The sequence below is a fragment of the Demequina maris genome (assembly GCF_000971155.1).
In the GTDB taxonomy this organism is placed as follows: Bacteria; Actinomycetota; Actinomycetes; order Actinomycetales; family Demequinaceae; genus Demequina; species Demequina maris.
Map to the genome: position 1 here is coordinate 30,456 of NZ_BBLX01000010.1, position 25,099 is coordinate 55,554.

Sequence of the window (25,099 nt, forward strand, 5' to 3'; positions counted from 1 at the left end):
TGGCAGGAGGCAACAATGGGACGTACCGCCTATGCAGGCGCTTACATGCTGGGATTTCGCTGAGACTCTCCGCCGACCGATGCGCGGGAGGCCTCTTTGCCCGGGGTTCTCAGCGCATCGTCCCGTCGGGGGGCAGGACCTCCACGCCGGTCGGGGCGGGACGGCTCAGCGGCACCGGCTTGCCCCAGACCGGGCGGCCGGCCTCGTCGAAGGGAAGGACCTGCGCGCAGGCCTGGCGGTTGGGCTCCCACAGCGGGTCGCCGACCAGCTCCGTGTAGGTGCGAGCGTGGTAGACGAGGACGGTCTCGCCCTCAGGGGACTCGGTGAACGAGTTGTGGCCCGGGCCGTAGATGCCGTTCTCGGGGGCGGAGGTGAAGACGGGGTCCGGGCCCTTGGTCCAGCTCGCGGGCGAGAGGAGGTCCGCGCCCGCGTCCGCGGTGAGCAGCCCCATCGCGTACTCGATGCCCGTGCCCGACGCCGAGTAGGTGAGGTACAGCCTGCCGTCCTTCTGCAGCACGCTCGGGCCCTCGTTGACCCAGAAGGTGACGATCTCCCAGTCGTACTCGGGCTGCGTGAGCATCACCGGCGGCGACGCGAGCGTCCAGGGGTTCTCCATGCGCGCGATGTAGAGGTTCGAGTGCCCCTTGACGTCGAAGTCCTGCTGCGCCCACACGAGGTACTGGTCGCCGTCCTGCACGAAGCTCGTGGCGTCGAGCGCGAACGTCTCCCAGCCGGTGTCGACCTGGCCCTTCTCGGTCCAGGTGCCGGTGAGCGGGTCGTCATCGGTGCACTCGAGGCAGAAGATGCGGTGGTTGAAGGTGTCGTCCGCGTGCGGGACGTCGAAGGTGACGTCGGGGTTGGGCGCGGCCGCGTAGTAGAGGTACCACGCGTCGTTCACGCGGTGGATCTCGGGCGCCCAGATGAGGTGGGACTGCGGTCCGGACTCGTGCTTGGTCCAGATGGTGACCTCGGGCGCGGCCTGCAGGTCCTCGAGGCGCTCGGCCCTGCGGAGGACGATGCGGTCGTAGAGCGGGTACGAGCCGGTGAAGTAGTACTGGCCGTCGTGACGCAGGACGCACGGGTCCGCGCGCTGGAGGACGATCGGGTTCGGGATGGTCTCGGGCACGGCCGCTCCTCGCGTGGTCAGACGTCTCCTCGCACCCTATTCGGGCAGGATGCGGGGCGCGACACGAGCCCCCCCGCCACCGCACCACCCCCCCCCCCGCCACACGCCGGGACACTCAGTACTCCATTCTTGGCCCCGCCGCGCCCCACGGGACACTGAGTACTCATCACGCCCGGCGGGGCGGGCAGATGGCATTCCTCCACCCGTGGAGCGCGACGCGCGCGAGAACGAGTACTGGGTGTCCCGCAGCGCGCGGAGCGACGCGGGAAGGAGTAGTGGGTGTCCCGGCCGGGCATGGGGTTGGAGCGGGACCTGTGTCTCACCTGGATCCCACACGACCCGGGATACGATCCGGTGCACCGGACGTCCACCAGTGCAAGGAGGCATCGATGGCCCCGGAGAGCAAGGCCGACCACGCGTACCGCGTCCTCACCGAGCGCCTCGCGGACGGCGTCTACCTGCCCGGACACCGGCTTGTGATCGACCGCCTGGTGCGCGAGCACGACATCAGCTCGATCCCGTGGCGCGAGGCGCTGCGTCGCCTCGAGGCCGAGGGCTGGGTCGACATCATCCCCAACGCCGGCGCGGTGGTGCGGTCCTTCGACACCGAGGAGCAGCTCGGCACGATGCGCATCCTGGGCCGGCTCGAGCCGCTCGCGATCGCGCTGTCGGCGCCGCGCATGACGCGGGACGAGATCGCCGCGGCGCGCGAGCTCGAGGAGCAGGCGCAGGCCGCGCTCGCCGACTTCGACGCGGCCCGCTTCGCCACGCTCGACCGCGCCTTCCACGCGCTCATGCGCGCCCACTGCCCCGACGCCCGCCTCGCCGCGATGGTCGACGCCGAGAGCCTCCGTCTCGCGATGATGGACCGCGTGCTGCCCGCGCACGCTCCGGGCCGCATCGCCGCCACGCCCGAGGAGCACGAGGGGCTGCTGCGGCTCATCGAGTCCGGCGCGGACGCGGCCGCGATCGAGGACGCCGCGCGTCTGCACCGCCTGCGCACCGTCGCCGCGATCGAGGCGGCCGCTCGCGAGGGCTGAGCCCGCGCATCGTCCCGCCGCCCCCCTCCCCCTTTCCGCAAGTCACACACCTGGCGACCGGTGGGTCCGCGTTCGTGCGGGGGCGCCCGCACACCCGGCGTCAGATGTGTGACTTGCGGTGGGGGCGTGGGCGAGCGCCGCGCGCCCAGACACGACTCCGCCCGGGCCGCATCGTCCCTGAGGACGGTCGGACCCAGGCGGTCGCGTCTCGAGGAGGGAGACTCAGGCCGGCGCCACCTGCGGCATGCCCTCGGGGGGCAGCACGTCGAGCGCCGTCGGCACGGGGCGGGTCATCGGCTGCGGGGCGCCCCACACCGGGTTGCCGTCCGCGTCGAAAGGCAGCACCTGGGCGCAGGCCTGACGGTTGGGCTCGTACAGCGGGTCGCCCTCGATCTTCGTGTAGGTGCGGGCGTGGTAGACCAGCACCGTCTCACCCTCGGGGGACTCGGTGAACGAGTTGTGGCCGGGACCGTAGATGCCGTTCTCCGGCGCCGAGGTGAAGACAGGCTCGGGGCTCTTGGTCCACGAGGCGGGGTCGAGCACGTCGGCGTCGGCGTCCGCGATCAGCACGCCCATCGCGTACTCGGGGCCCGTGCCGGACGCCGAGTAGGACAGGTAGAGCTTGCCGTTCTTCTGCAGCACCGAGGGGCCCTCGTTCACCCAGAACCGCTCGATCTCCCAGTCCAGCTCGGGCTTGGTGAGCATGACCGCGGGCGTCGCGAGCGTCCAGGGGTTCTCCATGCGCGCGATGTAGAGGTTCGAGTTGCCGCGGATCTCGTAGTCCTGCTGCGCCCACACGAGGTACTGCACGCCGTCCTTCACGAAGCTGGTGGCGTCGAGGGCGAAGGACTCCCAGCCGGTGTCGACCTGGCCGCGCTCGACCCACTCGCCCGTCATGGGGTCCTCGTCGGTGCACTCGAGCACGAAGACGCGGTGGCAGAACGTCTCGGCGGTGTCCGGCACGTCCGCGTGCGGGTGGCCGATCGCGGCCGCCGCGTAGTAGATGTACCAGGCGCCGTTCACGCGGTGGATCTCGGGGGCCCAGATGAGGTTCGACTGCGGGCCCTCGTGGTGCTTGGTCCAGATCGTCACCTCGGGGGCGGCCTGCAGGTCCTCGAGGCGCTCGGCGCGCCGCAGGACGATGCGGTCGTACAGCGGGTACGAGCCGGTGAAGTAGTACTGGCCGTCGTGACGCAGGACGCACGGGTCCGCGCGCTGGAGCACGATCGGGTTCGGGATGATGTCCGTGGGCACGGCGTGGCCTCCTCGTCGTTGAGTCATGGACTTCATGAACTGCTTTGCAACGTTGTAAAGGAGTGTACGGCACGCTGCGCCACTGTCGGGAACGCGTGGGCCCGCTCGCGGCTCAATCCGGCGCCGATGCCCCTCGCGCCCCTAGCATGAGGCCGAAAGGGGGTGCCCATGGACGGCGCGTCTCACGAGGCGATCCCGACGGTCCGCGAGCAGATCACGGACATGGTGCGGGCGATGGCGAACGCGGCCTCGCTGCGCGGCGTCGCGCTGGTGGTCGCCGGCGCCATCGTGCTCGCGCTCCCCGCCGCGACCACGTGGATCGCGCAGGTCGTCGCGATCGGCGGGCTCGGCCTCCTGGGCCTCATGGACCTCTTCTACGCGATCACGGGACGCCGCTGGATCGGACGCCGTATCAACAGGGTCGTCGCCGCGCTGCGCGGCCTCATGACCACGGCCATCGCCGCCCTCCTCGCCTGGATCGCGTACCTGGACCCGTCGGGCGGGGCGCTGAGCCTCGCGGGCGTGGTCGCCGCGGTCGGCGTCTACGTGGCGTTCCGCGGCCTCATCGGCGTGATCGACGTGCTGGTGCGTCCGAACCGCCGCGAGCGGCTCGTCAGGCTCGCCGTCTCCGGCCTCGCGCTCGCCGGCGGCATCCTCGCGGCGCAGGTGCCCGAGTCGATCTCCCGCACCGTGCTGGTGTCCTCTGCGACCGCCGCGATCATCGTCGGCTTCATCCTCATCGCGTGGGGCATCCGCCGCGCGGAGAGCGGCGTCGGCCTCGACCCGGCACACGCCTCGATCGGGCAGGTGCTGTGGGACTGGATCCGCGGCTCCGACATCGGCGACGAGGCCCGCTCCGAGCAGGTCGAGGCGCTCTACTTCGAGAACCCGGGCCGGCTCAACAAGCTCGGCACGTGGTGGGTGATGCTCGCGCTGTCCGTCGCGATCGCGACCTTCGCGGTGCTCGCGGACTCGACCGCGGTGGTCATCGGCGCGATGCTCGTCGCGCCGCTGATGACGCCGATCGTCGGCCTCGCGGGCGCGCTCGTCAACGGCTGGGCGCGGCGCGCGTTCCACTCCGCGGGGCTCGTGGGCGGCGGCGTCGCGGCCGCGATCGCGATCTCCTACGGCCTCGCGTCCTGGTCCCCGGTGGCGATCACCTTCAGCACCAACTCGCAGATCGTGTCGCGCGTCACGCCGAGCACGGTCGACATGCTCATCGCGCTGGCGGCGGGCGCCGCGGGCGCCTACGCGACCGTGAACAAGCGCGTCGCGTCCGGCATCGCGGGCGTCGCGATCGCCGTCGCGCTCGTGCCGCCGCTCGCGGTGGTGGGCGTGAGCCTCAGCGGCGAGCGGTGGGCCGATGCGGCGGGCGCGCTGCTGCTCTTCCTCACCAACTTCGTGGCGATCGTCCTCGCCGCGTGCGTGGTCTTCATCGCGACCGGCTTCGCCCAGCCGCGGGTGCTGCGGCGCAACCCGCGCCAGCTGCTGCTCACGCTCTCGCCCTTCGTCATCCTCGCGGCGATCGTGCTGCTGCCCCTCATGCTGACCGCCGAGGGCCAGCTCAACACCACCTCGCTCGACCGCGGCGCGGAGAAGGCGGTCGAGGAGTGGCTCGGCGACGACAGCGACTTCGCGATCCGCGACGTCTCCGTGTCCGGCGGGACGGTGTCGGTGACCGTCGAGGGGCCCGGTGACACGCCCGCGCCCGAGGACCTCCAGCAGAGGCTGCTCGACGCCTTCAACTCGCCCGTCGCGGTCGAGCTCGTCGTGGTGCCGGTCGAGGTGACGCGCCTGCCGACCGCGACGCCGTCGCCGTCGTTCGGGTAGTCCCCCTTCGCACCCGGCGGGCGTACCGTGAGGTGGTGAGGACGATGCGGCGGTGGCCGGCGTTGGCGGTCCTGGCGGTGGCCGTCCTCGCGGGGTGCACGGCGAGCCCCGAGCCCGAGGTGTCGCCGAGCGCGACGGCCTCCGCCAGCGCCTCTGCTTCGGCTTCGCCCGCCGCGTCCCCGGACGACTCGGCGTCGCCCTCCGCGACCGCGACCGCCGCCGACGGCTGCCCGGCCTTCGACACCACGGGCGCGAGCGCATCGTCCGACGACTGGTCCGGCGACCTCAGCGCCGACCTGTGGGGAGTGACGATGCGGGTGGGCACCCACGAGTGCTACGACCGCTGGGTGATGGAGTTCAAGGGCAAGGGCGCGATGCCCGGGTGGTCGGTCACGCCGCATGCCGCGAGCGTGTTCACGGTCGACGGCTCGGGCGACGATCTCTCCCCCGCGCTCACCGGGAACGCCTCGCTCGAGGTGAGCTTCGGCGCCTGGTACGACGGCACCGTGCTCGAGAAGGCGCCCTACGAGGGCCCCAAGACCGTCATGACCGGCGGGTTCGTCGCGATCCAGGAGGCACGGATCGTGGGCGCGTTCGAGGGCATCACCCAGGTGGGCATCGGGCTCGACTCGCTGCGGCCGTACCGGGTGATGTGGCTCGAGGGCCCGCCGCGGCTGGTGGTGGACGTCGCGAAGTAGCGGCCCCCGCGGGCGCCTCTCCACACATCGGTCGGGATGTGAACGTCCACACGTGCAACTTCGGACGCAAACCGGGAGTGGAGCGGCCCAAGTTGCAGAATCTGTGTGGAGAGGCGCCCGCGGGGCGGCGGCTCAGACCACCCGCACCTCGCCCGCCTCCAGGTTCGCCGATCCGCCGTCCCACTCGACCTCGGCCGCCGTGGCGCCGTGGTTGATGAGGAACAGCCGGTCCCCGCGGCGCACCGCCTCGAGCTCGGGCGATGCGGACCGCGCCACCGGGGTCACGCCCGAGTCCGCGAGCAGCCGCGCGACGATGGCGTCGGCGAGCTCGTCGGAAGGCTGGGTCGCGACGTACCAGGCCGCACCCGCGCCGTCGGCGCCCGCGCGGCGCGTGATGGCGGGACCGCCTGCGGCGAGCCCCTCGGTGAAGGTCGCGAGCACGTCGGCGGAATCGGCGTGGACCACCTCGGACCAGCCCTCGATGCCGCCCGCGAGCTCGCCCTCGAGGCGGGACACGGGCACGGTCGCGGGGGCGTCGAAGAACTGGTCGGGCTGCGCGTAGGGCGCGAACTCCTCGACGCGGACGCCGAGCAGCTCCTGCCAGGACCCCAGGTAGCCGCCGGGCAGCACACCCAGCCCGGGGTCGAGGATCGCGGACTGGTACGTCACCAGCACGGTCGCGCCGCGCTCCGACGCCGCCGCGACCCGCGCCTGCACCTCGGGGGTCACCACCTGCATCGTCGGGACGATGACGAGGTCGTAGCCGTCGAGCGACGAGTCCTTCGACGCGAAGTCGACGGTGACGCCCGCGCGGTAGAGCGCCCCGTGCCACGCGAGCACCGCGCGGATGTAGGACACGCGGGCGGGGGTGTCGGTCTGCTCGACCGCCCACCACGAGTCCCAGTCGAACATCACGGCCACACGGGACGGCACGCGGTCGCCGATGACGGAGGTGAGGCCCGCGAGCTCCTCGCCCAGTGCGCAGACGTCCCGGTAGATCCGGGTGTCCTCGCCGGCGTGGGGCACCATCGCGGAGTGGAACTTCTCGGAGCCCCGCACCGACTGGCGCCACTGGAACTGCATGATGCCGTCCGCGCCACGAGCGATGGACTGGAGCGACAGGCGGCGGAACATGCCCTCCGCCTTGGGCGCGTTGCGGGGACGCCAGTTCACCGCGGAGGTCGCCTGCTCCATGAGGATCCACGGCTTGCCGCCGGCGAGCGAGCGCATGAGGTCGCGCACGGCCGCGGCGAACGGGATCGCACGCGGGTCCGCGGGGTCGGGGTAGGCGTCGTCGGTGACGAAGTCGACGTGCTCGGCCCAGCGCCAGTAGTCGGCGGGCTTGAAGAAGCCCATGAAGTTGGTGGTGATGGGCTTGTCCGAGCGCGCCCGGATGATGTCGCACTCCATGCGGTGGAGCGCAAGGAGGGCGTCGGAGCTGAAGCGGTCGAAGTCGAGCTGCTGCGTCGGGTTGATCGACGCGGGCGCCGCGCGGGGCGGCATGACCTCGTCGAACGACGCGTAGTGCTGCGACCAGAAGGCGGTGCCCCACGCATCGTTCAGCGCCTCGATGTCGCCGTAGCGCTCCTCGAGCCACACGCGGAAGGCGGCCGCGGACTCGTCGGAGTAGCAGCGCGGCACGTGGCAGCCGTACTCGTTGTTGACGTGCCACGCGATGACGGCGGGGTGGTCGGCGTAGCGCTCGACGATGCGCGTCGCGAGCCGGGCGGCGTAGGTCCGGTAGGTCGCGGAGCTGGGGCTGTAGTGCTGGCGCGAGCCGACGCCGAGCACGGTGCCGTCGGCCATCACCGGGAGCATGTCGGGGTGCGCGCGCGTGAGCCACGGCGGCGGCGCCGCGGTCGCGGTCGCGAGGTCCACGGCGATGCCGCCGGCGTGAAGCCGGTCGATCACGTCGTCGAGCCAGGCGAAGTCGAACTCGCCGTCCGCGGGCTCGAGCTTGGCCCAAGAGAAGACCGCGACCGTCGCGACGGTGACGCCGGCGCGGCGCATGAGGCGCACATCGTCGTCCCACACGTCGGGGGTCCACTGCTCGGGGTTGTAGTCGCCGCCGTACCAGAGGCTGCTGAACATCGGTGGTGCTCCTTGGTCGAGTGGTGCGGTGAGAGGACCCGGCCGCCGGGGCGGGAGGCGGTGCCCCGGCGACCGGTCTCCCTCAGCCCTTGACGCTTCCGGCCGAGAGTCCACTCTGCCAGTAGCGCTGGAGGAACAGGAACGCGACGATCAGCGGGACGATGCTGATGAACGAGCCGGTGATCACGGTCGAGAACAGCACCTCGCCGCCGCCGCCGGACGTGCCCGCGGACTGCATCTGCGCAAGGCCCACCGTGAGCGGGTAGAGGTCCGAGCTGTTGAGCATGATTAGCGGCAGGAAGTAGTTGTTCCACGTCGCCACCAGCGCGAACAGCAGCACCGTGATGAAGCCGGGCACCATCAGGCGGAAGGCCACCTGGACGAAGGTCCGCAGCTCCCCCGCCCCGTCCACGCGGGCCGCCTCGAGCAGCGAGTCCGGGACCGCGTCGGCGGCGTAGACCCGCATGAGGAACACGCCGAACGGGCTCACGAGCGACGGGACGATGATCGCCCACACGGTGTTGGTGAGCCCCGCGGAGCTGAACAGCAGGTACGTGGGGAGCGCGAGCGCGGTGAGCGGGATCATGATCGCGCCGAGAACGATGCTGAACATCGCGTTCGAGCCGAAGAAGCGGTACTTCGCGAAGCCGTAGCCGGCCATGGTCGCGAGGAACGATGCGCCGACCGCGCTGACGCCCGCGTACAGGAGCGTGTTGAGCGCCCAGCGGCCGAAGATGCCGTCCTTGTAGCCGAACACGGACTGGATGTTGTCCCACAGCGCGAAGCTGTCGCCGAACCAGAACCCGAAGGTCGAGAACAGGTCGCCGGTGTTCTTGGTGCTGGCGATCGCGAGCCACACGAGCGGCAGCAGGAAGTACAGCGCGAGCGCCCACACGATGATCGACAGCGGGGTGCTGCGGTCGCGGCCGCGACGGTGGCGCGAGGGGCGGGGCTTGTGGAGGCCGGCGGCGGAGGCCGTGCCGCCGGATGACATCGTGGCGGTCATCGCCGCACCTTCCTCTCGGCGCGCTGCGAGCCGAGCTGCACCACGTACGACATCACCGCGATGACGAGGCCGAGCAGGAACGCGATGGCCGCGGCGTAGTTGACGTCCTGGTTCACGAACGCGACGTTGTAGGCGTAGAAGTTCGGCGTGAAGCCGTTGGTGATGACCACCGGCGCGATGGCGTCGAGCAGCGCCGGCTCGTTGAAGAGCTGGAACGTGCCGATCACCGAGAAGATGACGGTGAGCATGATCGCGGGCTTGATCGCCGGGATCTTGATGCTGAGCGCGATGCGGATGCGGCTGGCGCCGTCGATCGCCGCGGCCTCGTAGAGCTCGGTGGGGATCGCGCGGAGCGCGGCGTACATGATGATCATGTTGTAGCCCACGTACTCCCACGTGACGATGTTCATCATCGACCCGAGGATGCTCGACTCGCCCAGGAGGTCGGGCGGCTGCAGGCCCACCGCCTCGAAGGCCTGGGTGATGGGGCCGAAGTCGGGGCCGTAGAGGTAGCCCCACATGAGCGTCGCGACGACGCCGGGGACCGCGTACGGCATGAAGGCGAGCAGGCGCGCGCTGCGGGCGGCGCGGGTGCGGCCGCTGTCGATCGCGAGCGCGAGGAACAGCGCGACGCCCAGCATGATCGGCACCTGGATGACGAGGAAGAGCGCCATGCGCCCGACGCCGCCGAGGAAGGCCGGGTCGGTGAGCGCCTCGGCGAAGTTCTTGAGCCCCACGAATGACGTGCCGCCGATGAGCTTGCTCTCGAAGAGGCTGAGGTACGCGGCGTAGCCGAGCGGCACAAGGATCATCGCGATGAACAGCACCATGAACGGCACGACGAAGAGGAAGCCTGCGAGGGGGTGCCCGCGATGGCCGCGGCGCGCCGCGCGACCGGGCGACCTGCGCGTCGCCGGCGGATCGGCGGAGCTGACGGTGGTGACGGCCATGGGAGGCCCTCCTTCACTGCGTTGTGAGGGTGGTGGCGGGGGCGCCGATGCGCGGCGCCCCCGCCCTTGCTGCTACTCGATCGTGAAGCCCTGCTCGGTCGCGTAGTCGACGATCTCCTGCTGCCAGTCGTCGAGCGCGGCGACCGCGTCGCCCTTCTTCTCCCACGCGACGCCCACGGTCTCGTTGTACGCCGAGAGGACGAACTCGTTGAACGGGAGCCACTCGAAGGTCGGGTCGACCGTGGCGGAGATGTCCGCGAACTCGGCGTTCACCTCCTGGCCGCCGAAGAACTCGACGGGCTGGTCGGCGTACTCCGGGTCCTCGAGGAGCGACTTGAGCGCCGGGTAGAGGAACTGCTCGGTCGCGAACATCGTCGTCGGCTCGGGCTCGTGGTTGATCCAGCGCGCGAGCTCGTAGGCCGCGATCGGGTTCTCCGTCGTGGAGAGCACCGCGTTGGACGAGCCGCCCCAGTTGCCGGACACCGGGTTCGCGGCGTCCCACTGCGGCAGCGGCGCCGCGCGCCACTTGCCGGCGGTGCCCTCGGCCGTGCCCTGGAGGAAGATCGGGCCCCAGGCGGGGACGAGCCAGCCGGCGTAGTGGCCGTTGGCGATGTTCTGGAACCAGTTGTCGGTCCAGCCCGCGTCGGTGGACACGAGGTCCGCCTGGACGAGGTCCTGCCAGTACTGGACGACCTCCTTGACCTCGGGCGAGTTCACGTTGATCGACACGGTCTCCGCGCCGTCGTAGCCGAACGGGTCGAGGCCCGCCTGCCACAGCAGCGCGATCAGCTGGACGGGCTCGTTCGCCGCGAGGTTCGAGATGTACGAGCCGGTCTTCTCCTTCACCTGCTTCGCGGCCTCGGCGTACTCGTCGTACGTCTCGGGCGCGCCGTCGAGGCCGGCCTCCTGGAGGATGTCATCCCGGTAGAGGTTGCCCATGGGGCCGGTGTCCTGCGGGATCGCCCACACGCCCGCATCGTTCGCCACCTGGTTCCAGACCCAGTCGACGTAGTCGCCGCCCAGGTCGCGGGCGCCGTACTCCGACAGGTCGAGCAGCGAGCCGGTGAGGTTGAAGGTCGGGATGTACATGTACTCGATCTGGGCGACGTCGGGTGCGCCCTCGCCGGACTCGAGCGCCGAGCGCAGCTTCTGGTAGTGCTCGAGGCCCTGGCCCACGTTCTCGACGGTGACGTCGATCGCGGGGTACTCCTCCTCGAAGAGCGCGATCTCGTTCTCGATGTCGGGGACCCACGTCCAGAACGTCAGCTTGGTCGGGGTGGTCATGGCCTCGTCGAAGGCGTCCGAGGCGATGGGCTCGGCGCTCGCGCCGTCGCCGCCGCCATCGCCGTCGCCGGAGCTGCAGCCGGTGGCGATCAGGGAGAAGGCGGCGGCAGTTCCTGCCAGCGCCATTGCTGTCCTACGTGCCTTGTTCATTCCTGTTCCTTCTCTCTACTGTCCCGGGGTCGGGGACTCGGGGTGATCCGACTCGCCGACAAGGACCACCGTGGTCCACGCGGCAAGCTCGAGGCGATCGTCGGCGGCGTGCGCCGCGCCGTCGATCGGGTCCGCGACGGGCCGCTCCAGCGCGACGGTCGCGGGGGTCCAGCTCCAGTTGAAGACGAACCACACGTGGCGGCCGTCGGGCAGGGTGCCGGACGATGCGGTGACGGCCGCCGGCGGGTCGACCAGGAGGCCGTCGGCCGCGGTGCCGCGGGCGTGGGCCAGGACGGCGGCGGCCAGCTCGCGCGTGGGGACGCAGCCGACCGTGGTGACGCGGCCGTCGCCCGCCGTGGCGGTGGTGACCGCGGCGAAGTCGCGGAAGCGTGGGTGGTCGTAGGTGGCGAGCACCTCGGCGTCGTCGGGGAGGAGCCCGTCGACCCACAGCTCGGCGCCCGCGCCCTCGGGGAGCTCGAGCCCGGTCCCCACCGCGGGGACGGGCGCGTCGAGGTTCGAGAACTCCTCGTAGCGCACGCCCGCGGCGTCGACGAGCCCCGGGGGCGCGACCTGGTGGCGGGCGCGCGACTCGGTGTCGGCGTACGCCGTGCGCGGCCCGAGCAAGAGGTGGCCGCCGGCGCGGGCGTAGTCGTCGAGGAGCGCGATGTCGGCGTCGGAGGAGATGTAGAGGCCGGCGGCGACGAGCACCGAGTAGCGGCGGGCGAGCTCGGCGGCCCCGAGGTCGTGCGCCTGGGCGAGGTGGAGGATGCGGACCTGGGCGCGCGCGTCGAACGCGCCGTTGTAGAAGGCGTCGACGATGCGCTCGTAGGGATCGCCGGCGTCGCCGGCGGGCATCCGGAAGGGCGGCTGGAACTGGAGCGCGTGCTTGCTGGGGATCGACCACAGCACCGCGACGTCCGCATCGGGCTCGTAGCCGTCGAGCAGGTCGCCCAGACCCTCGAGCCGCGCGCCGATGCCCGCGATCTCGCGGTAGACGCGGCCCGGCTCGAGGCTGTGCGGCAGCACGCCGCCCCAGTAGGTCTCGGCCCCGTACGGCAGGGTGTTCCACTGCCAGTACTCGATGAGCTCCGCGCCGCGCGAGATGAGGGCGAAGGCCGCCTGGGCGAGCTGGCCCGGGTACGGGGGGTAGTTGGTCGCGGAGTCGCCGATCGCCTGCGCATTGGTCTCGGTCACCAGGTAGCGGGCCTGCTTCGACGAGAACATGCGGTCGCCCTGACGGAAGAGCGTGGGCACGCTGCTGGTGGTCCAGTAGTCGGTGGTCGGACGGCGGTCGTCGATCGCGAGGCGGTCCTGCATGCCGTAGTAGGGGTTGCCCGCCGTGACGGTGAGCGACTCTGCGGTCTTGTGGTCGTCGAGCGCGGCGCGCGGGTACTGGAAGCACGTCGTGACGAACTGGCTCGCGTCGCGGTACTCCTCGACGAGCGCGGACTGCCACGCGATGAACTCGGCGGTGAGGTCCGCCTGAAACGTGCGCCACGCGAGGTCGTACTGCGGGAACGAGTTGCCGTCCGGCCGCCACAGCTCGGACCAGTCCTGGAGCCGGTGCGACCAGTAGGTGAGGCCCCACTCGCGGTTGAGCGTCTCGACGTCGCCGTAGGTGGCGGCCAGACGGTCGACGAAGCGTGCGAACACGTGGTCGTTGTGGAAGATCTCGATGCCGGGCTCGTTGTCGACCTGGAAGCCGACCACCGCGGGGTGGCTCGCGTAGCGGTCGAGGATCGCGCGGATCAGCCGCTCGGCGCGGGTGACGAACTCGGGGTGGGTGAAGTCCATCTCCTGGCGGGCGCCCCACGGGATCGGCTCGCCCGTCGCGCGGTCCGCAGCGATCTCGGGGTGCGCCACCTGCAGCCACGGCGGCACCGCGTAGGTGGGCGTCCCGAGGATGACGCGGATGCCGCGCTCGTGCGCGGCGTCGAGGGTGGGCGCGAGCCACTCGAGGTCGTACTCGCCCTCGCGCGGCTCCCACGTCGACCAGACGGACTCCCCCACGCGGATGACGGTGATGCCGGCCTCGACCATGAGGTCCAGGTCCGTCTCGAGACGGTCGTGACGCTGGTACTCGGGGTAGTACGCGACCCCGAGGTCGATGCGCCCGGTGGCAGCGGCGGTGCTGCTGTGCTTCATAGATCCACTCCGTTGTTGATCCGACTTCGCGCCCTGTTTGCGGTTTGTTACCGGCCACATCAGCGCATGCTGGCGATGTTACCGGTAATATCTCGAAGTGCAAGCCCGAGATTCATCACGGTTTCGTGATGTTCTGGCGGTACGGTTCAGCCATACGGCGTGCGATGGAGGGTGGACGAGCATGACCGAGCAGGCCATCCCGGCGACGGAGCAGGGACGCCCCGACGCGGGGTCCGGTGCCGACCGCAAGGCGCGCCACGGCGCGGCCGCCGCGGGCAAGCCGGCCACGATCTACGACGTCGCGCACGCGGCGGGCGTGTCGCATCAGACCGTGAGCCGCTACCTCAAGGGCTTCGAGGGCATCCGACCGGAGACGCGGGCGAAGGTCGAGCGCGCGCTCGCCGAGCTCGACTACCGCCCCAACCTCACGGCCCGGTCGCTCACCACCGGACGGTCCCGGCGCATCGGCGCCCTCACGCACGACATCGACAAGTACGGACCCAGCAAGATCCTCGGCGCGGCGTCCGCGGCGGCGCGCGACGCCGGCTACGTGCTCGACGTGGTGACGCTCGACACCACCGACACCGCGTCGATCCGCGAGGCGCTGGCCATCATCGCGGAGCACGACGTCGAGGGCATCCTCGCGCTGTCGTCCACCGACGAGATGACGCACGCCTTCGAGGGCATCGACTTCCGTGTGCCCGCGCTGATCGCGGCCGAGCCCGACGAGCCCTCGCGGGTGCAGTCCCAGCTCGCGACCGTCGGCATGCCCGCGCTGGTCGCGCACCTCGCGCAGCTCGGGCACCGCCGGCTGATCTTCCTGGCCGGACCCCACCACTGGTCCGCGGCCCGCAACCGTACCCGTGCCCTGCAGGTCGCCGCGGAGACGCAGGGCCTCGAGGTCGCGGCGATCCTCGAGGGCGACTGGTCCGCGCGCTCGGGCCACGAGCTGATCCGCGACCTGCCGGAGGTCGACGCCACGGCCATCGTGTCGGCCAACGACCAGATGGCGCTCGGCGCGGTCCTCGCGCTGTCCGAGCGCGGCCTCGACGTGCCCGGCGACGTCAGCGTGACGGGGATCGACGACCTGCCCGACGCCGCGTTCTACACGCCGCCGCTCACGACACTACGGATGGACCTCTCCGGGCGCGGACGTGCGGCCTTCGCCGAGCTCCTCAGCCGGATCGACGGGTCCGAGGCGCACGAGCCCGAGCCGGTGCAGTCGGAGCTGATCGTGCGGAGCTCGACCGGCCCGGCGCCGCGCTGAGCGTCGCTGGCTTCCCCGCAGGGGTCGCAGACCTCGCAGAAGCGTCGCTGAGCTCCCCGCAGCGCGGTGGGGGTGGATGATCCCCTGGTCAGCGGGGGTTGCGGCGGCCGAAGATCACGTGGCCCAGCGGGATGATCGACCCGATCATGAGGAACCATCCCTGACCCGGGTCGTCGGCGTGCAGCCGCGCCCCGCCGACGAGCAGCGCGCAGAAGATCAGCGCGGACACCAGGCGCCGGACCGTGAGCTCGAGCTTGGAGAACGTCTCCTCGAGGCGCGGCGTGGTGACCGCGAGGTTGCCGGTCTCGACTTTGTGCAGGACCGCGTCGAGGCGCTTGGGCATGTGCCGGATCACACCGACGGCCTCGACCGCCTCGCGCCCGACCTCGCGGGCCATGCTGCTGGTCTCGTCGCGCAGCAGCCGCTGCGCGTAGGGCTCGACCGAGTCCCAGATGTTGTACGCGGGATCGAGCGAGCTGCACAGGCCCGACGTCAGCGACACGGCGCGGATGATGAGCAGGAAGTTCTCGGGCAGCTGGAACGGCAGCGTGAGCATGACGTCGGAGAACTCGAGCGCGAAGTCGCGGAACTCGCGCGGGTCCACGCGTCGCAGGTCGGCGAAGCCCATCCCGCCGAAGCGGGAGAACACCTGGGTCATCACCCGTTCGAGCTCGACAGTGTCCGCCGAGGGCAGCAGCACCCCCGCATCGTGCATCGCGCGGACCATGCCCTTGCCGTCGCGCGAGGCCGCGGCGATCACGACCGCGCGCAGCGCGTGACGCAACCGGTCGGGCACCTCGCCCATCATCCCGAAGTCGACGAACGTGAGCCTCCACTCGGGCCCCTCCTCCCCCGCGGCGCGGGGCGTGACGAAGAGGTTCCCGGGGTGCGGGTCGGCGTGGAAGAAGCTGTGGCGGAAGAGCTGGTCGAGCATGACGTCGGCGAAGACGTTCGCGACCTCGGCCGGCGAGATGCCGGCGGCGCGGATGCCCTCGACGTCGGTGATCTTGATCGCCGTGACGTCCTCGAGGGTGAGCACCCGGCGCGTGGTGCGCTCCCACACGACGGCGGGCACGCGGACGCGGTCGTCGTCGGCGAAGCTCTCCGCGAAGCGCTCGGCGTTCGCGGCCTCGTGGAGGTAATCGACCTCCTCGAGGCTGGTCTGCGCGAACTCCTCCACGAGCGCGGGCAGGTCCACGCGCTGGTGGATGATCCGGATGCGCATGAGCCACATCGCGATGCGCCGCAGCGCGGACAGGTCGACCTCGACGATGTGGCCGATCCCGGGGCGCTGGATCTTCACGACGACGTCGGTGAAGCCCACCGCGTCCTTGTCGGTGGCGGCGAGGGTGGCACGATGCGCCTGCCCGATCGATGCCGAGGCGACGGGGGTCTCGTCGAACGACGCGTAGACGTGGCGCAGCGGGACCCCGAGCTCCTCCTCCGCGAGGGCATGGATCTCATCGAAGGGAACGGCGGGGACCTCGTCCTGGAGGTCCTCGAGCTCCTTGGTGATCTCCGGCGGGAGCACGTCGAGGCGCGTCGAGAGGAACTGGCCGAGCTTGATCATCAGGCCGCCGAGGTCCACCGCGAGGACGCGGAAGCGGCGCGCGAGGCGCTGCATGCGCGCCTCGCGGGTGCGCTCGGCGATGCCGGACATGCCGAAGCGCGGGAGGAACAGCTCGTACCACCACGTGACGATGAGATGCCGCGCGGCGAAGCGCAGGATGCGGCGGTAGCGGGCGCGGCCGCGGGTGGCGTCGGGCATCGGTTCTCCTCGATCCCCGACGGCCCGACGGCGTCTCGTCAGCCCTGCGCGAGGATCGAGTAAATCCTACGTCGTGCCTCGTCCAGGACCTCGACGACCTTCTCCTGCTCCTCCTTCGTGCCGGTGCGGGCGGCCTGCGCGGCGGCCTGCGCGAGCTCGAAGCCGGACTTGGACAGCGGGCCCAGCTTGGAGCTGTCCCATAGGGGCTGCGTGTCCCACGGCGCGTCCTTCGCGGCCGCGGCGGCCTCGTCGCGGCCCGCCTCGGTGAGCGTGTAGATCTTGCGGTCCTGCTGGGTCTCGGCGGCGACCAGCCCCTCGTCCGCGAGCAGCTGCAACGTCGGGTAGACGGAGCCCGCGCTGGGCTTCCACCTGCCGCCCGTGCGCTCCTCGATCTCGCGGATGATCTGGTAGCCGTGCATGTCGCCCTCGTGGAGCAGCGCGAGGATCGCGGCGCGGACGTCGCCGCGGCCCATGCGGGTCCCCACGCGCTTGTCGAAGCTCTGCTTGATCTGGTCCATCGCGTCCCACATGGCGTCCATCGCCTCCTGGGGACGGCCGGAGCCGAAGCTCCCGCGACCGCTCGTACCGTGCGTGCCGGTCATGGTGACCTCCTTGGCGTCGTGCCCACCGAACGATAGTGAGCGATACATCGTTCAGTGTCGCTCGCGACGGGACGATGCGCAAGGGCGTTCGCAAGATCGGCGTGCCGGGCGCGCGGGCCGCGACGGACGTAACCTGGGAGATAACTGTCCTGCGCATCATGCGCCCGTCCCGTCCGGGCTCGCGCGACGGCATCCAGGCCGCCACCCCGCCCGGCGCCACGACCGGTCCCCGGCCACCCGCGCATCGTCCCCGCGTCGTCGGAGCAGTGCGCCACCCGCACCCGTCCCCACCGGGAGCATCATGGGCATCGAGCGCTCCGACGACCTCGACGTGACCCTCGAGTCGAGGTCGCTCGCGGCCTTCACGCGGGCCGTGGCGTCGGGCTGCCCGCTGGACGTGAACTCGTCGTGGCGCGACCCGGCGATCCAGGAGCGGCTGTTCCAGGACAGCTACACCTCCGACTTCGGCGCCTCGGCGCAGTTCGACCGGCGGGTCTGGAAGGGCGTGTCCTACTGGCGACGCCGTGCCAAGGCGTCGAACGGCGGGCCCACCGTGTCGGTCGCGATCCCGGGGACGTCACTGCACGAGGACGGTCTCGCGCTCGACCTGGGCGAGCGGGCCCGCACGTGGATGGCGGGCCACCCGGGCTTCGGATGGGTCAACCCGGGCTGGGCCAGGGCCGCCGCCACCCTCGAGCCGTGGCACTACGAGTACACCGCCGACATCGACGAGCACGAGGAGGACGACATGCCTCTCACCAAGGACGACATCGCGCAGCTGCGCGCCCTCATCCGCGAGGAGGTGCCGGGCGCGGTCTGGAGCACCGAGTACGAGCTCACCGACTTCGAGAAGGGCGTCCTCGACCTCGACTGGAAGACCGTCTCCGCCAGCTATCTGCAGCGCCGGGGCGGGATCGCGTCGGTGCGGGCCGCGTCGCTCGCCTTCCAGGCCAATCAGGCGGCGCAGCGCAGCGCGGCGGTGGCGAAGGCCTCGAAGGCGGTGGTCGACAAGCTCAAGGCCGACGGCGTCGACGTGGACACGTCGGCGATCGAGAAGGTGATCGCCAAGGCGCTCGACGAGATCGACGTCACCGTGAAGATCAAGTAGGCGGCCGGCGCGAAGGCCGGAGAGAGCAGAAGCGGCCCCTCCCGGAGGAGGGGCCGCTTCCGCGTGCTAGGGGCGACTGCTCGAAAGCGTCAGGCCACCTTGCACTTGAGGACGGTGTTCGTCAGCGTCGCGGTGCCCGTGTAGCGAGCGGGCTTCGCCTTGGTGGCCGTGAACGTGATGGTCTGGCCCGGCTTGACCCACACCTGCTTGTAGGGGCCGACCTTGGCGAAGGCGGCGGTCTTGTTGACGCCGTCGACGGTCCACTTGACCGAGGCCTTCTTGACGCGCTTGGTCTCGATGTCCTTGAACTTGATCGCCACGCAGCCCTTGGGCACGGTGATCGAGAAGGTCAGCGTCTTGCCGGCGCCCACGGCGCTCTTGGCGATGTGCTGCGGCTTGGGGGTGGTCGCGACGTAGGAGCGCGCGAAGTTCGACACCACGACGCCGGGGGCCTTGTCGATCCCGATGAACTTGCGGCCCTGCGCGTCGGCCGACGCGGCCGGCGAGAGCGCGACGGTCATGAGGACGGCGGCGCCCAGAGCGGCGACCTTCATACCCAGCTTGGACTTCACGGATTTCCCCCTCGAAGAAGTTCGCGCGGGCCGACGCGGCGCGCGCTGCAGGGAAAGGATGCCACGGATGGGTGGCACCGGACGACCAAATTCGTGCGATCTTGCACACATGTGCACGAGATTTAACACGCTCGCCATATTGGGGCCCGATCCCCGCCCGGATTGCGAGGTTTGATGCCGCGTGCCAGCGTCGATGCTCGGGCCGGGTCAGGGATGCACGGACGACGCGACGAGCACCGCAGTGGCGATCACGACGCCCACGAAGAGCGCCGACTCCCACCGGACGGCGGTCCGCAGATGGTGCTCGTCGGGCGCGTCGGCCTCGGGCGCATCGTCCCGCGGTTCGTCGGCGTGCGCAGCGAGCCGCGGGACGATGCGGAAGTGCGTGTAGGCGCCGAACGCCGCGACTACCGCGACCAGCCCCACCTTGATGAGCAGGACGATGCCCCACGTCGAGGTCCAGAGGTCGGACAGCTCTTCGAGGATCTCCCACGCGAGCACGACGCCCGCGATGCCGACCACCACGAACGATGCGGCGGCGACCACCCCGAAGCGCGAGGCCATCGCGCCGGCGTCGAGCGCGCGAGCCTCCCGGGCCCGGCGACGCAGGACCGCGGCGAGGGCGACGACGCAGCCGACCCACACCGCCGCGGCGACGAGGTGGGCGATGTCCGCGGTGAGCACGAGCCACCGCGGCTCGGCGGTGTTGCTGTGCCCGCCGAGCACGTGGCCGGCGCCGGCGATCAGCATGCCGGCGATCGCGAGCCACGAGCCCGCGACCGTGCGTCGCACGCCGAGCAGCATGAGCAGGCCGCCGGCCGCCTGGAGGCCGAGCACCCAGGCGAAGGTGCCGGCGACGGCGTCCTGGAGGGCGTCGGTCTGTAGCCCGTCGGCGAACGATCCGCCCGCGATAAGGGCCGAGCGCCCGACGAGCCTCAGCGCGAGCCCTCCGAGAAGCAGCGCGCCGCACCAGCGCACGCCGGCGATCAGGCGGGGGACGTCGTCCGCGTCGCGTCCGCGCATCGCGAAGCCGGCGAACGCGAGCGCGCCGCCCGCGACGAGCAGCGACCACAGCGCGATGGCCGCGCCTCCCCGGGCGACGATGCGCGCGGCCAGGTCGCTCCCGTCGCCTCCGGCCGCCTCCGGGTCCATCGCCATCGTGGCCGAGGGCGAGGGAGAGGGCGACGGCTGCGCGGTGATCGACGTCGGCTCGCTCGCCGAGGGGCTCGGGTTCGCGGACGCGGTGGCGGTCGCGGTCGCGGTCGGCTCGGGGGCGGCGCCTTCGACGTCGAAGCCGAACTCGCCGTCAAGCGGGTGCCCGTCCTCCGCCGCGACGGTCCACGCGACGGTGTAGCCGCCATCGGTGAGCGGTTCCGCCGGGGTGGCGACGATCACGATGCCGTCGTCGGCCTGCTCGACCGCCGCCTCGACCGGACCGTCGGGCCCGGTGATCTCGACGGCGTCGCCGAGGGGCGTCACGGGCAGGGTGAAGGTGAGGACGACCTCCTCGACGGCCTGCTCGACGGTGGTCCCGTCGGCGGGGTCGGAGTGGTCAAGGTCCGTGTGCGCCCACGCGGACCCGCCGTTCACCAGGGCGAATACGAGAGCGAGCGCGAGTACGAGCGCCCATCGGACGGCGAGGGCGGGCGCCATCGCGGACGATCGGCTGGGGGCGGGGACTCTCCGGCGGTCGAACATTGCCGACCACCATAGGCAGGTCTCATGCGATCGCGCGAGGGTGCCTTGCCGCGCCGCGGTGTTCACCGGGCGCGAGTCGCGCGTCGGGCATGCGCACTCGTTGATCGCCGGGGCGCATCACGGAGGTGCGGCGACACGGATCGGCACCATAGGAGCGGATGCAGCTCGAGAAGCGACACGATTCGGCACCACCGTGGGCCGGGAAGGCCGGGATGGGCAGGTGGCGCGGCGGCGCGGACGCTAGGCGGCGGCGTCGAAGGACTCGGCGTCGACCTCGGCGGACTGCGCCGGGTTGTAGCGCGAGCCCGACACGGTCGCGGTGTCGATGAGCGCGCCCGCGCGTGCGAGCAGCGCAGAGTCGACCGCGAGCGACTCCGCAGCCTGGTTCTCGCGCAGGTGGTCGAGGCTCGTGGTGCCGGGGATCGCGACCACGTGGGGGCCGCGCGAGAGCACCCACGCGAGCGCGAGCTGCGCCGGCGTGCAGCCCGCCTCGGCCGCGAGCGCGCGCCACTCCGGAAGCAGCGCGGCGTTCGCCGGCCAGTGGTCGGGCTGGAAGCGCGGCATGGCCCGGCGGATGTCCTTGGGGGCGAGAGCGTCCGGGTCGGTGACGCCGTCGGCGAGGAAGCCGCGCGCCACCGGGGAGAACGCGACGAGCGCGACGCCCGCCCCACGCGTCGCCTCGAGCATGCCGAGCTCGGGGTTGCGGCTCCACAGCGAGTACTCGTTCTGGACGGCCGCGATGGGCGCGGCCTCGAGCGCCTCGCGCAGGCGCGCGACCGACACCTCGGACAGCCCGATCGCGCCGATCTTGCCCGCCGCGACCGCCTCCGCGAGCGCGCCGACGCTCTCGGCGATCGGCACGGACTTGTCCCACCGGTGCAGGTAGTAGAGGTCGATGTGCTCGACGCCGAGCCGGGACAGCGACGCGTCGACCTGGGCGCGCAGGGTCGCGGGCCGGCCGTCGATCGTCTTGACCCCGTCGACCATCGCCATGCCGCCCTTGCTGGCGAGCACCGCATCGTCCCGCCGTCCCCTGAGGGCGCGACCGACCAGCTCCTCGTTGCGGCCGCCGCCGTAGAGCGTCGCGGTGTCCAGCAGCCGCACCCCGTCGTCGAGCGCGGCACGGAGCATCCGCTCCCCGTCCTCGGGCGACGGCGCGACGCCGTAGGCGTGGCTGAGCTCCATGCTGCCGAGGCCCATCCGGGGAAGGATCACGCGAGCTGCTCCTCCAGCTGGCCGAGCACCCGGTAGCAGTCGATCACCTGGCGCAGGGAGGAGTTGGGCTCGCGGCCCTCGCGGATCGCCGCCACGAACTCCCGGTCCTGCAGCTCGATGCCGTTCATGCTCACCGCGACCTGCGACACGTCGATGGGCTCCTCGCGGCCGTCGACCAGGTCGTCGTACCGCGCGATGTAGGTGCCGGTGGCGCCGATGTAGCGGAAGAACGTGCCGAACGGCCCGTCGTTGTTGAACGACAGCGAGAGCGTGCAGATGGCCCCGGACTCGGACTTGAGCTGGATGGACATGTCCATGGCGATGCCGAGTTCGGGGTGGATGGGCCCCTGGATCGCGTTCGCCTGCACGATGCGCCCCGCCTGGTAGGCGAACAGGTCGACGGTGTGCGCGGCGTGGTGCCACAGGAGGTGGTCGGTCCACGAGCGCGGCTCGCCCTTGGCGTTGGTGTTGGTCCGGCGGAAGAAGTACGTCTGCACGTCCATCTGCTGGATGCCGAACTCCCCCGCGGCGATCCGCTGGTGGACCCACTGGTGCGACGGGTTGAAGCGCCGCGTGTGGCCCACCATCGCGACGCGGTCGGAGGCCTCGGCCGCCGCGAGCGCGGCCTCGGCGTCGGCGAGCGAGTCGGCGAGCGGGATCTCGACCTGCACGTGCTTGCCGGCCGCGAGCGCCGCCTGCGTCTGGGCGGCGTGGAGCCCGGTCGGGGTCGCGAGGATCACCGCGTCGACGTCGTCGCGCTCGAGCACCTCCTCGTAGCTGAGGAGCGCCGTGGGCACGCCGTACTTCTCGGCCACGGCCTGCGTCGGCTCGGGCCGCGTGCCGCTGACGACGGTCACCTCGGCGTCCTCGATGTGGGCGAGGCCGTCGAGGTGCTTCATCCCGAAGGCGCCGGCGGCGCCCACCACGGCGACGCGGATCTTGTCACCGGTCATGCATGGACCTCCTGCGGCAGCGCCTCGGCGGCGGGTGCCGGCTGGGCGACGGGGTTGCTGAGCACCAGGTGGCCCACCGCGGTGTTCGAGGCGGGCACGTGGTAGAAGCGGTGGTCGACGCTGGGAGCGCCGCCCTCGAACTGATCATCCATGGCGCCGCGGGCGATGAGCCAGTCGACGAGCTCGATGCCCTCGGATCCGGCCTCGTCGACGTACTCCATGTGCGGCCACTCGGTCAGGCCGAGCGGGTCCGCGATGAGGTGGTCGAGGAAGGCGTTGTCCCACTCCTCGTTGATGAGGCCGGCGCGGGGGCCCTGCAGCTGGTGGCTCATGCCGCCGGTGCCCCAGATCTGCACGTTGAGCGGCTCGCCGTCCCACTTGTCGAGCGCGCGGCGGATCGCCTTGCCGAGCTCGTAGCAGCGGCGGCCCGAGGGCACGGGGTACTGCACCACGTTGACCGGCAGCGGGATGATCTTGCACGGCCACTCGTCGACGTCGCCGAAGACGAGCGACAGCGGCACGGTGAGGCCGTGGTCGACCACCATCTCATTGACGAGCGTGAGGTCGAAGTCGTCCTGGATCACGGACTGCGCGATGTGGGCGGCGAGCTCCGGGTGGCCGTAGACGTCCGGCACCGGGCGGGGCCCGTAGCCCTCGTCCGCGACCGGGTAGTGCGCGCCCGTGCCGAGCACGAACGTGGGGATGATGGTGGAGTCGAAGGCCGTGGCGTGGTCGTTGTAGATCAGGATGATGACGTCCGGCGTGTTCTCCTTCATCCACTTCCGGGTCCACTCGTAGCCGGCGAAGAGCTTCTTCCAGTAGGGCTCCTCGGTCTTGCCGAGGTCCATGGCCGCGCCGATCGCGGGCACGTGCGACGTGAACAGCGCCGAGGTGTATTTCGCCGGGGCGTCCTCGCGCATCGTGGTGGCCTTCTCGTTCGACGGCGGGGTCCAGCCGTCGAGGTCCTTGAGGCGCACGCCCTCGGGGCGGCGACCGCCGCCGACCATCATGTCGCGGTACGCGGCCTCGCTCATGCCGGTCATCGAGCCGGCCATCTGCTGGAAGCTGAGCCCGTGGGTCGCGCCGATCTTCGCGAGGAAGTAGATGTTGCCGCCCTCGGCCATCATCGCGTTGAGGTCCATGTCCAGGACGGCCTGGCGCTGCGCGGGGCGCAACGGCCACTCGTCGAGATAGGCCTCGCGGTCGGCGAGGTAGCGCTCGCGGTTCTCGGGCTTCATCAGCGACATCGAGAACTGGTTGAGGTGGAACCCCTTCCGCGCCTGCTCGGCGTCGAAGATGATCGTGCCGGGGATGTCCTTGTAGGGCTTGTCGAGTGACATGTCATGCTCCTTCCGGCCAGTACAGGCGCTGGGGGTTGTCGACGAGCAGCTTCCGCTGCAGCTCGGCCGTCGTGGCGATCTGCGGGATGTAGTCGACCAGCAGCCCGTCGTCGGGCATGTGGTCCTTGAGGTTGGGGTGGGGCCAGTCGGTGCCCCACAGCACGCGGTCGGGGAACTCCTCGACCACGCGTCGGGCGAACGGCACCACATCGGTGAAGGCGTGCCGCTCGCCGTCGAGCGCGCGCGGGCCGGTGACGCTGAGCCGCTCGGGGCACGACACCTTGGTCCACACATTCGGGTTCTCGCGCATGAAGCGCAGGAAGAGGGCGAACTCCGGCCCGTCGGGGTCCTTGGCGACGTCGGGGCGACCCATGTGGTCGACGACGACGTCGGTGGGGATGCCGGAGAAGAAGTCGTAGAGGTCGGGCAGGTCCTCGGCCTCGAAGTAGATGACGACATGCCAGCCGAGGGGCGCGATCTTGGCGACGATCTCGTCGAGCGAGTCGGTCGGGACGCGGTCGACGAGCCGCTTGACGAAGTTGAAGCGCACCCCGCGCACTCCGGCCTCGTGGAGCTCGGCGAGCTGCTCGTCGGTGACGTCGCGGCGGACGGTGGCGACGCCGCGGGCCCGGCCCTCGCTGCGCTGCAGCGCGTCGACGAGCGCGCGGTTGTCGGCGCCGTGGCACGTGGCCTGCACGATGACGTTGCGCTCGAAGCCCAGGTGGTCGCGCAGTGCGAACAGCTGCGCCGCGGAGGCGTCGCACGGCGTGTACTTGCGCTCGGGCGCGAAGGGGAACTGCCCGCCGGGGCCGAATACGTGGCAGTGCGCGTCGACCGCACCCTCGGGCAGGCGGAAGGCCGGCGTCGCGGGCCCGTCGTACCAGTCGAGCCAGCCGGGCGTCTTCTCGAAGCCGCCGGTCGTCTCGCCGTGCCGCGCCGGGGCGGTCGTGTCGTGGCCGGGGATGTCCTTGATCACGTGTGGCGTCCTTGTCACTCGCGGGT

The 25,099-nt window shown here is 71.2% G+C and carries 20 protein-coding genes; 5 read left to right on the forward strand and 15 right to left on the reverse strand.

The genetic code is table 11. The annotated features are described in order from the left end of the window. Nucleotides 1-109: 109 nt before the first annotated feature. Nucleotides 110-1,126, reverse strand: a complete 1,017-nt coding sequence (locus tag AOM02_RS11355) for a glycoside hydrolase family 43 protein (RefSeq protein ID WP_156156201.1) — start codon at nucleotides 1,124-1,126, stop codon at nucleotides 110-112. 389 nt (nucleotides 1,127-1,515) lie between these two features. Between AOM02_RS11355 and AOM02_RS11360 the strand changes: the two genes are divergently transcribed. Further along, nucleotides 1,516-2,166 carry a GntR family transcriptional regulator gene (locus tag AOM02_RS11360; protein WP_062299279.1) on the forward strand — a complete coding sequence of 217 codons (651 nt, stop codon included), beginning with the start codon at nucleotides 1,516-1,518 and terminating at the stop codon, nucleotides 2,164-2,166. 222 nt (nucleotides 2,167-2,388) lie between these two features. On the opposite strand, the gene AOM02_RS11365 is transcribed toward AOM02_RS11360, so the two are convergent. Next, entirely contained in the window at nucleotides 2,389-3,420 is a 1,032-nt protein-coding gene (locus AOM02_RS11365) for a glycoside hydrolase family 43 protein (RefSeq protein WP_228373832.1), read from the reverse strand. A 168-nt stretch (nucleotides 3,421-3,588) separates the two neighbouring features. Here AOM02_RS11365 and AOM02_RS11370 point away from each other — a divergent pair, with 168 nt between their 5' ends. After that, complete coding sequence (locus AOM02_RS11370; protein ID WP_062299280.1) at nucleotides 3,589-5,250, forward strand: DUF389 domain-containing protein; 1,662 nt, start codon at nucleotides 3,589-3,591, stop codon at nucleotides 5,248-5,250. A gap of 44 nt (nucleotides 5,251-5,294) precedes the next feature. Further along, complete coding sequence (locus AOM02_RS11375) at nucleotides 5,295-5,948, forward strand: AMIN-like domain-containing (lipo)protein (protein WP_439645404.1); 654 nt, start codon at nucleotides 5,295-5,297, stop codon at nucleotides 5,946-5,948. A gap of 132 nt (nucleotides 5,949-6,080) precedes the next feature. On the opposite strand, the gene AOM02_RS11380 is transcribed toward AOM02_RS11375, so the two are convergent. The 5 genes from AOM02_RS11380 to AOM02_RS11400 all read right to left on the reverse strand — a co-directional run bounded on the left by AOM02_RS11380 (nucleotide 6,081) and on the right by AOM02_RS11400 (nucleotide 13,574). Then, the gene (locus tag AOM02_RS11380) at nucleotides 6,081-8,039 is read right to left on the reverse strand and encodes a beta-galactosidase (RefSeq protein ID WP_062299282.1); all 1,959 of its coding nucleotides are present in this window, start codon (nucleotides 8,037-8,039) and stop codon (nucleotides 6,081-6,083) included. An 82-nt stretch (nucleotides 8,040-8,121) separates the two neighbouring features. Further along, nucleotides 8,122-9,045 carry a carbohydrate ABC transporter permease gene (locus tag AOM02_RS11385; protein ID WP_062299283.1) on the reverse strand — a complete coding sequence of 308 codons (924 nt, stop codon included), beginning with the start codon at nucleotides 9,043-9,045 and terminating at the stop codon, nucleotides 8,122-8,124. Further along, on the reverse strand, nucleotides 9,042-9,995 hold the full coding sequence (locus AOM02_RS11390; protein ID WP_062299284.1) for a carbohydrate ABC transporter permease: 954 nt from the start codon (nucleotides 9,993-9,995) through the stop codon (nucleotides 9,042-9,044). Before AOM02_RS11390 ends, AOM02_RS11385 begins: the two co-directional genes overlap by 4 nt. 72 nt (nucleotides 9,996-10,067) lie before the next feature. Continuing rightward, nucleotides 10,068-11,429: an extracellular solute-binding protein gene (locus AOM02_RS11395; protein WP_228373833.1), complete on the reverse strand. Its 1,362-nt coding sequence runs from the start codon at nucleotides 11,427-11,429 to the stop codon at nucleotides 10,068-10,070. Nucleotides 11,430-11,444: 15 nt separating this feature from the next. After that, nucleotides 11,445-13,574: a beta-galactosidase gene (locus AOM02_RS11400; protein WP_062299286.1), complete on the reverse strand. Its 2,130-nt coding sequence runs from the start codon at nucleotides 13,572-13,574 to the stop codon at nucleotides 11,445-11,447. 181 nt (nucleotides 13,575-13,755) lie between these two features. Here AOM02_RS11400 and AOM02_RS11405 point away from each other — a divergent pair, with 181 nt between their 5' ends. After that, nucleotides 13,756-14,841, forward strand: a complete 1,086-nt coding sequence (locus tag AOM02_RS11405; RefSeq protein WP_062299287.1) for a LacI family DNA-binding transcriptional regulator — start codon at nucleotides 13,756-13,758, stop codon at nucleotides 14,839-14,841. Between the two features lie 88 nt (nucleotides 14,842-14,929). Here the strand turns inward: AOM02_RS11405 and AOM02_RS11410 are convergent, their stop codons facing one another. Further along, a complete protein-coding gene (locus tag AOM02_RS11410) occupies nucleotides 14,930-16,609 on the reverse strand; it encodes an ABC1 kinase family protein (protein ID WP_062299288.1) in 1,680 nt (559 codons plus the stop codon). A gap of 38 nt (nucleotides 16,610-16,647) precedes the next feature. After that, complete coding sequence (locus AOM02_RS11415) at nucleotides 16,648-17,211, reverse strand: PadR family transcriptional regulator (protein ID WP_062299289.1); 564 nt, start codon at nucleotides 17,209-17,211, stop codon at nucleotides 16,648-16,650. Between the two features lie 301 nt (nucleotides 17,212-17,512). Between AOM02_RS11415 and AOM02_RS11420 the strand changes: the two genes are divergently transcribed. Then, a complete protein-coding gene (locus tag AOM02_RS11420) occupies nucleotides 17,513-18,319 on the forward strand; it encodes a M15 family metallopeptidase (RefSeq protein ID WP_062299290.1) in 807 nt (268 codons plus the stop codon). Nucleotides 18,320-18,408: 89 nt separating this feature from the next. On the opposite strand, the gene AOM02_RS11425 is transcribed toward AOM02_RS11420, so the two are convergent. From AOM02_RS11425 to AOM02_RS11450, 6 genes are all read right to left on the reverse strand, one after another. Further along, nucleotides 18,409-18,891 (reverse strand): hypothetical protein, encoded by a 483-nt coding sequence (locus AOM02_RS11425; RefSeq protein ID WP_156156204.1) that lies wholly within the window; start codon nucleotides 18,889-18,891, stop codon nucleotides 18,409-18,411. 207 nt (nucleotides 18,892-19,098) lie between these two features. Continuing rightward, complete coding sequence (locus AOM02_RS11430; RefSeq protein WP_062299292.1) at nucleotides 19,099-20,544, reverse strand: copper resistance CopC/CopD family protein; 1,446 nt, start codon at nucleotides 20,542-20,544, stop codon at nucleotides 19,099-19,101. Nucleotides 20,545-20,829: 285 nt separating this feature from the next. Next, nucleotides 20,830-21,804: an aldo/keto reductase gene (locus AOM02_RS11435; protein WP_228373835.1), complete on the reverse strand. Its 975-nt coding sequence runs from the start codon at nucleotides 21,802-21,804 to the stop codon at nucleotides 20,830-20,832. Continuing rightward, on the reverse strand, nucleotides 21,801-22,757 hold the full coding sequence (locus AOM02_RS11440; protein WP_228373837.1) for a Gfo/Idh/MocA family oxidoreductase: 957 nt from the start codon (nucleotides 22,755-22,757) through the stop codon (nucleotides 21,801-21,803). Before AOM02_RS11440 ends, AOM02_RS11435 begins: the two co-directional genes overlap by 4 nt. Further along, nucleotides 22,754-24,097: a protocatechuate 4,5-dioxygenase subunit alpha/beta gene (locus AOM02_RS11445; protein ID WP_082105061.1), complete on the reverse strand. Its 1,344-nt coding sequence runs from the start codon at nucleotides 24,095-24,097 to the stop codon at nucleotides 22,754-22,756. Before AOM02_RS11445 ends, AOM02_RS11440 begins: the two co-directional genes overlap by 4 nt. 1 nt (nucleotide 24,098) lies before the next feature. Further along, the gene (locus AOM02_RS11450) at nucleotides 24,099-25,073 is read right to left on the reverse strand and encodes an amidohydrolase family protein (RefSeq protein WP_304524067.1); all 975 of its coding nucleotides are present in this window, start codon (nucleotides 25,071-25,073) and stop codon (nucleotides 24,099-24,101) included. Between the last annotated feature and the right edge of the window lie 26 nt (nucleotides 25,074-25,099).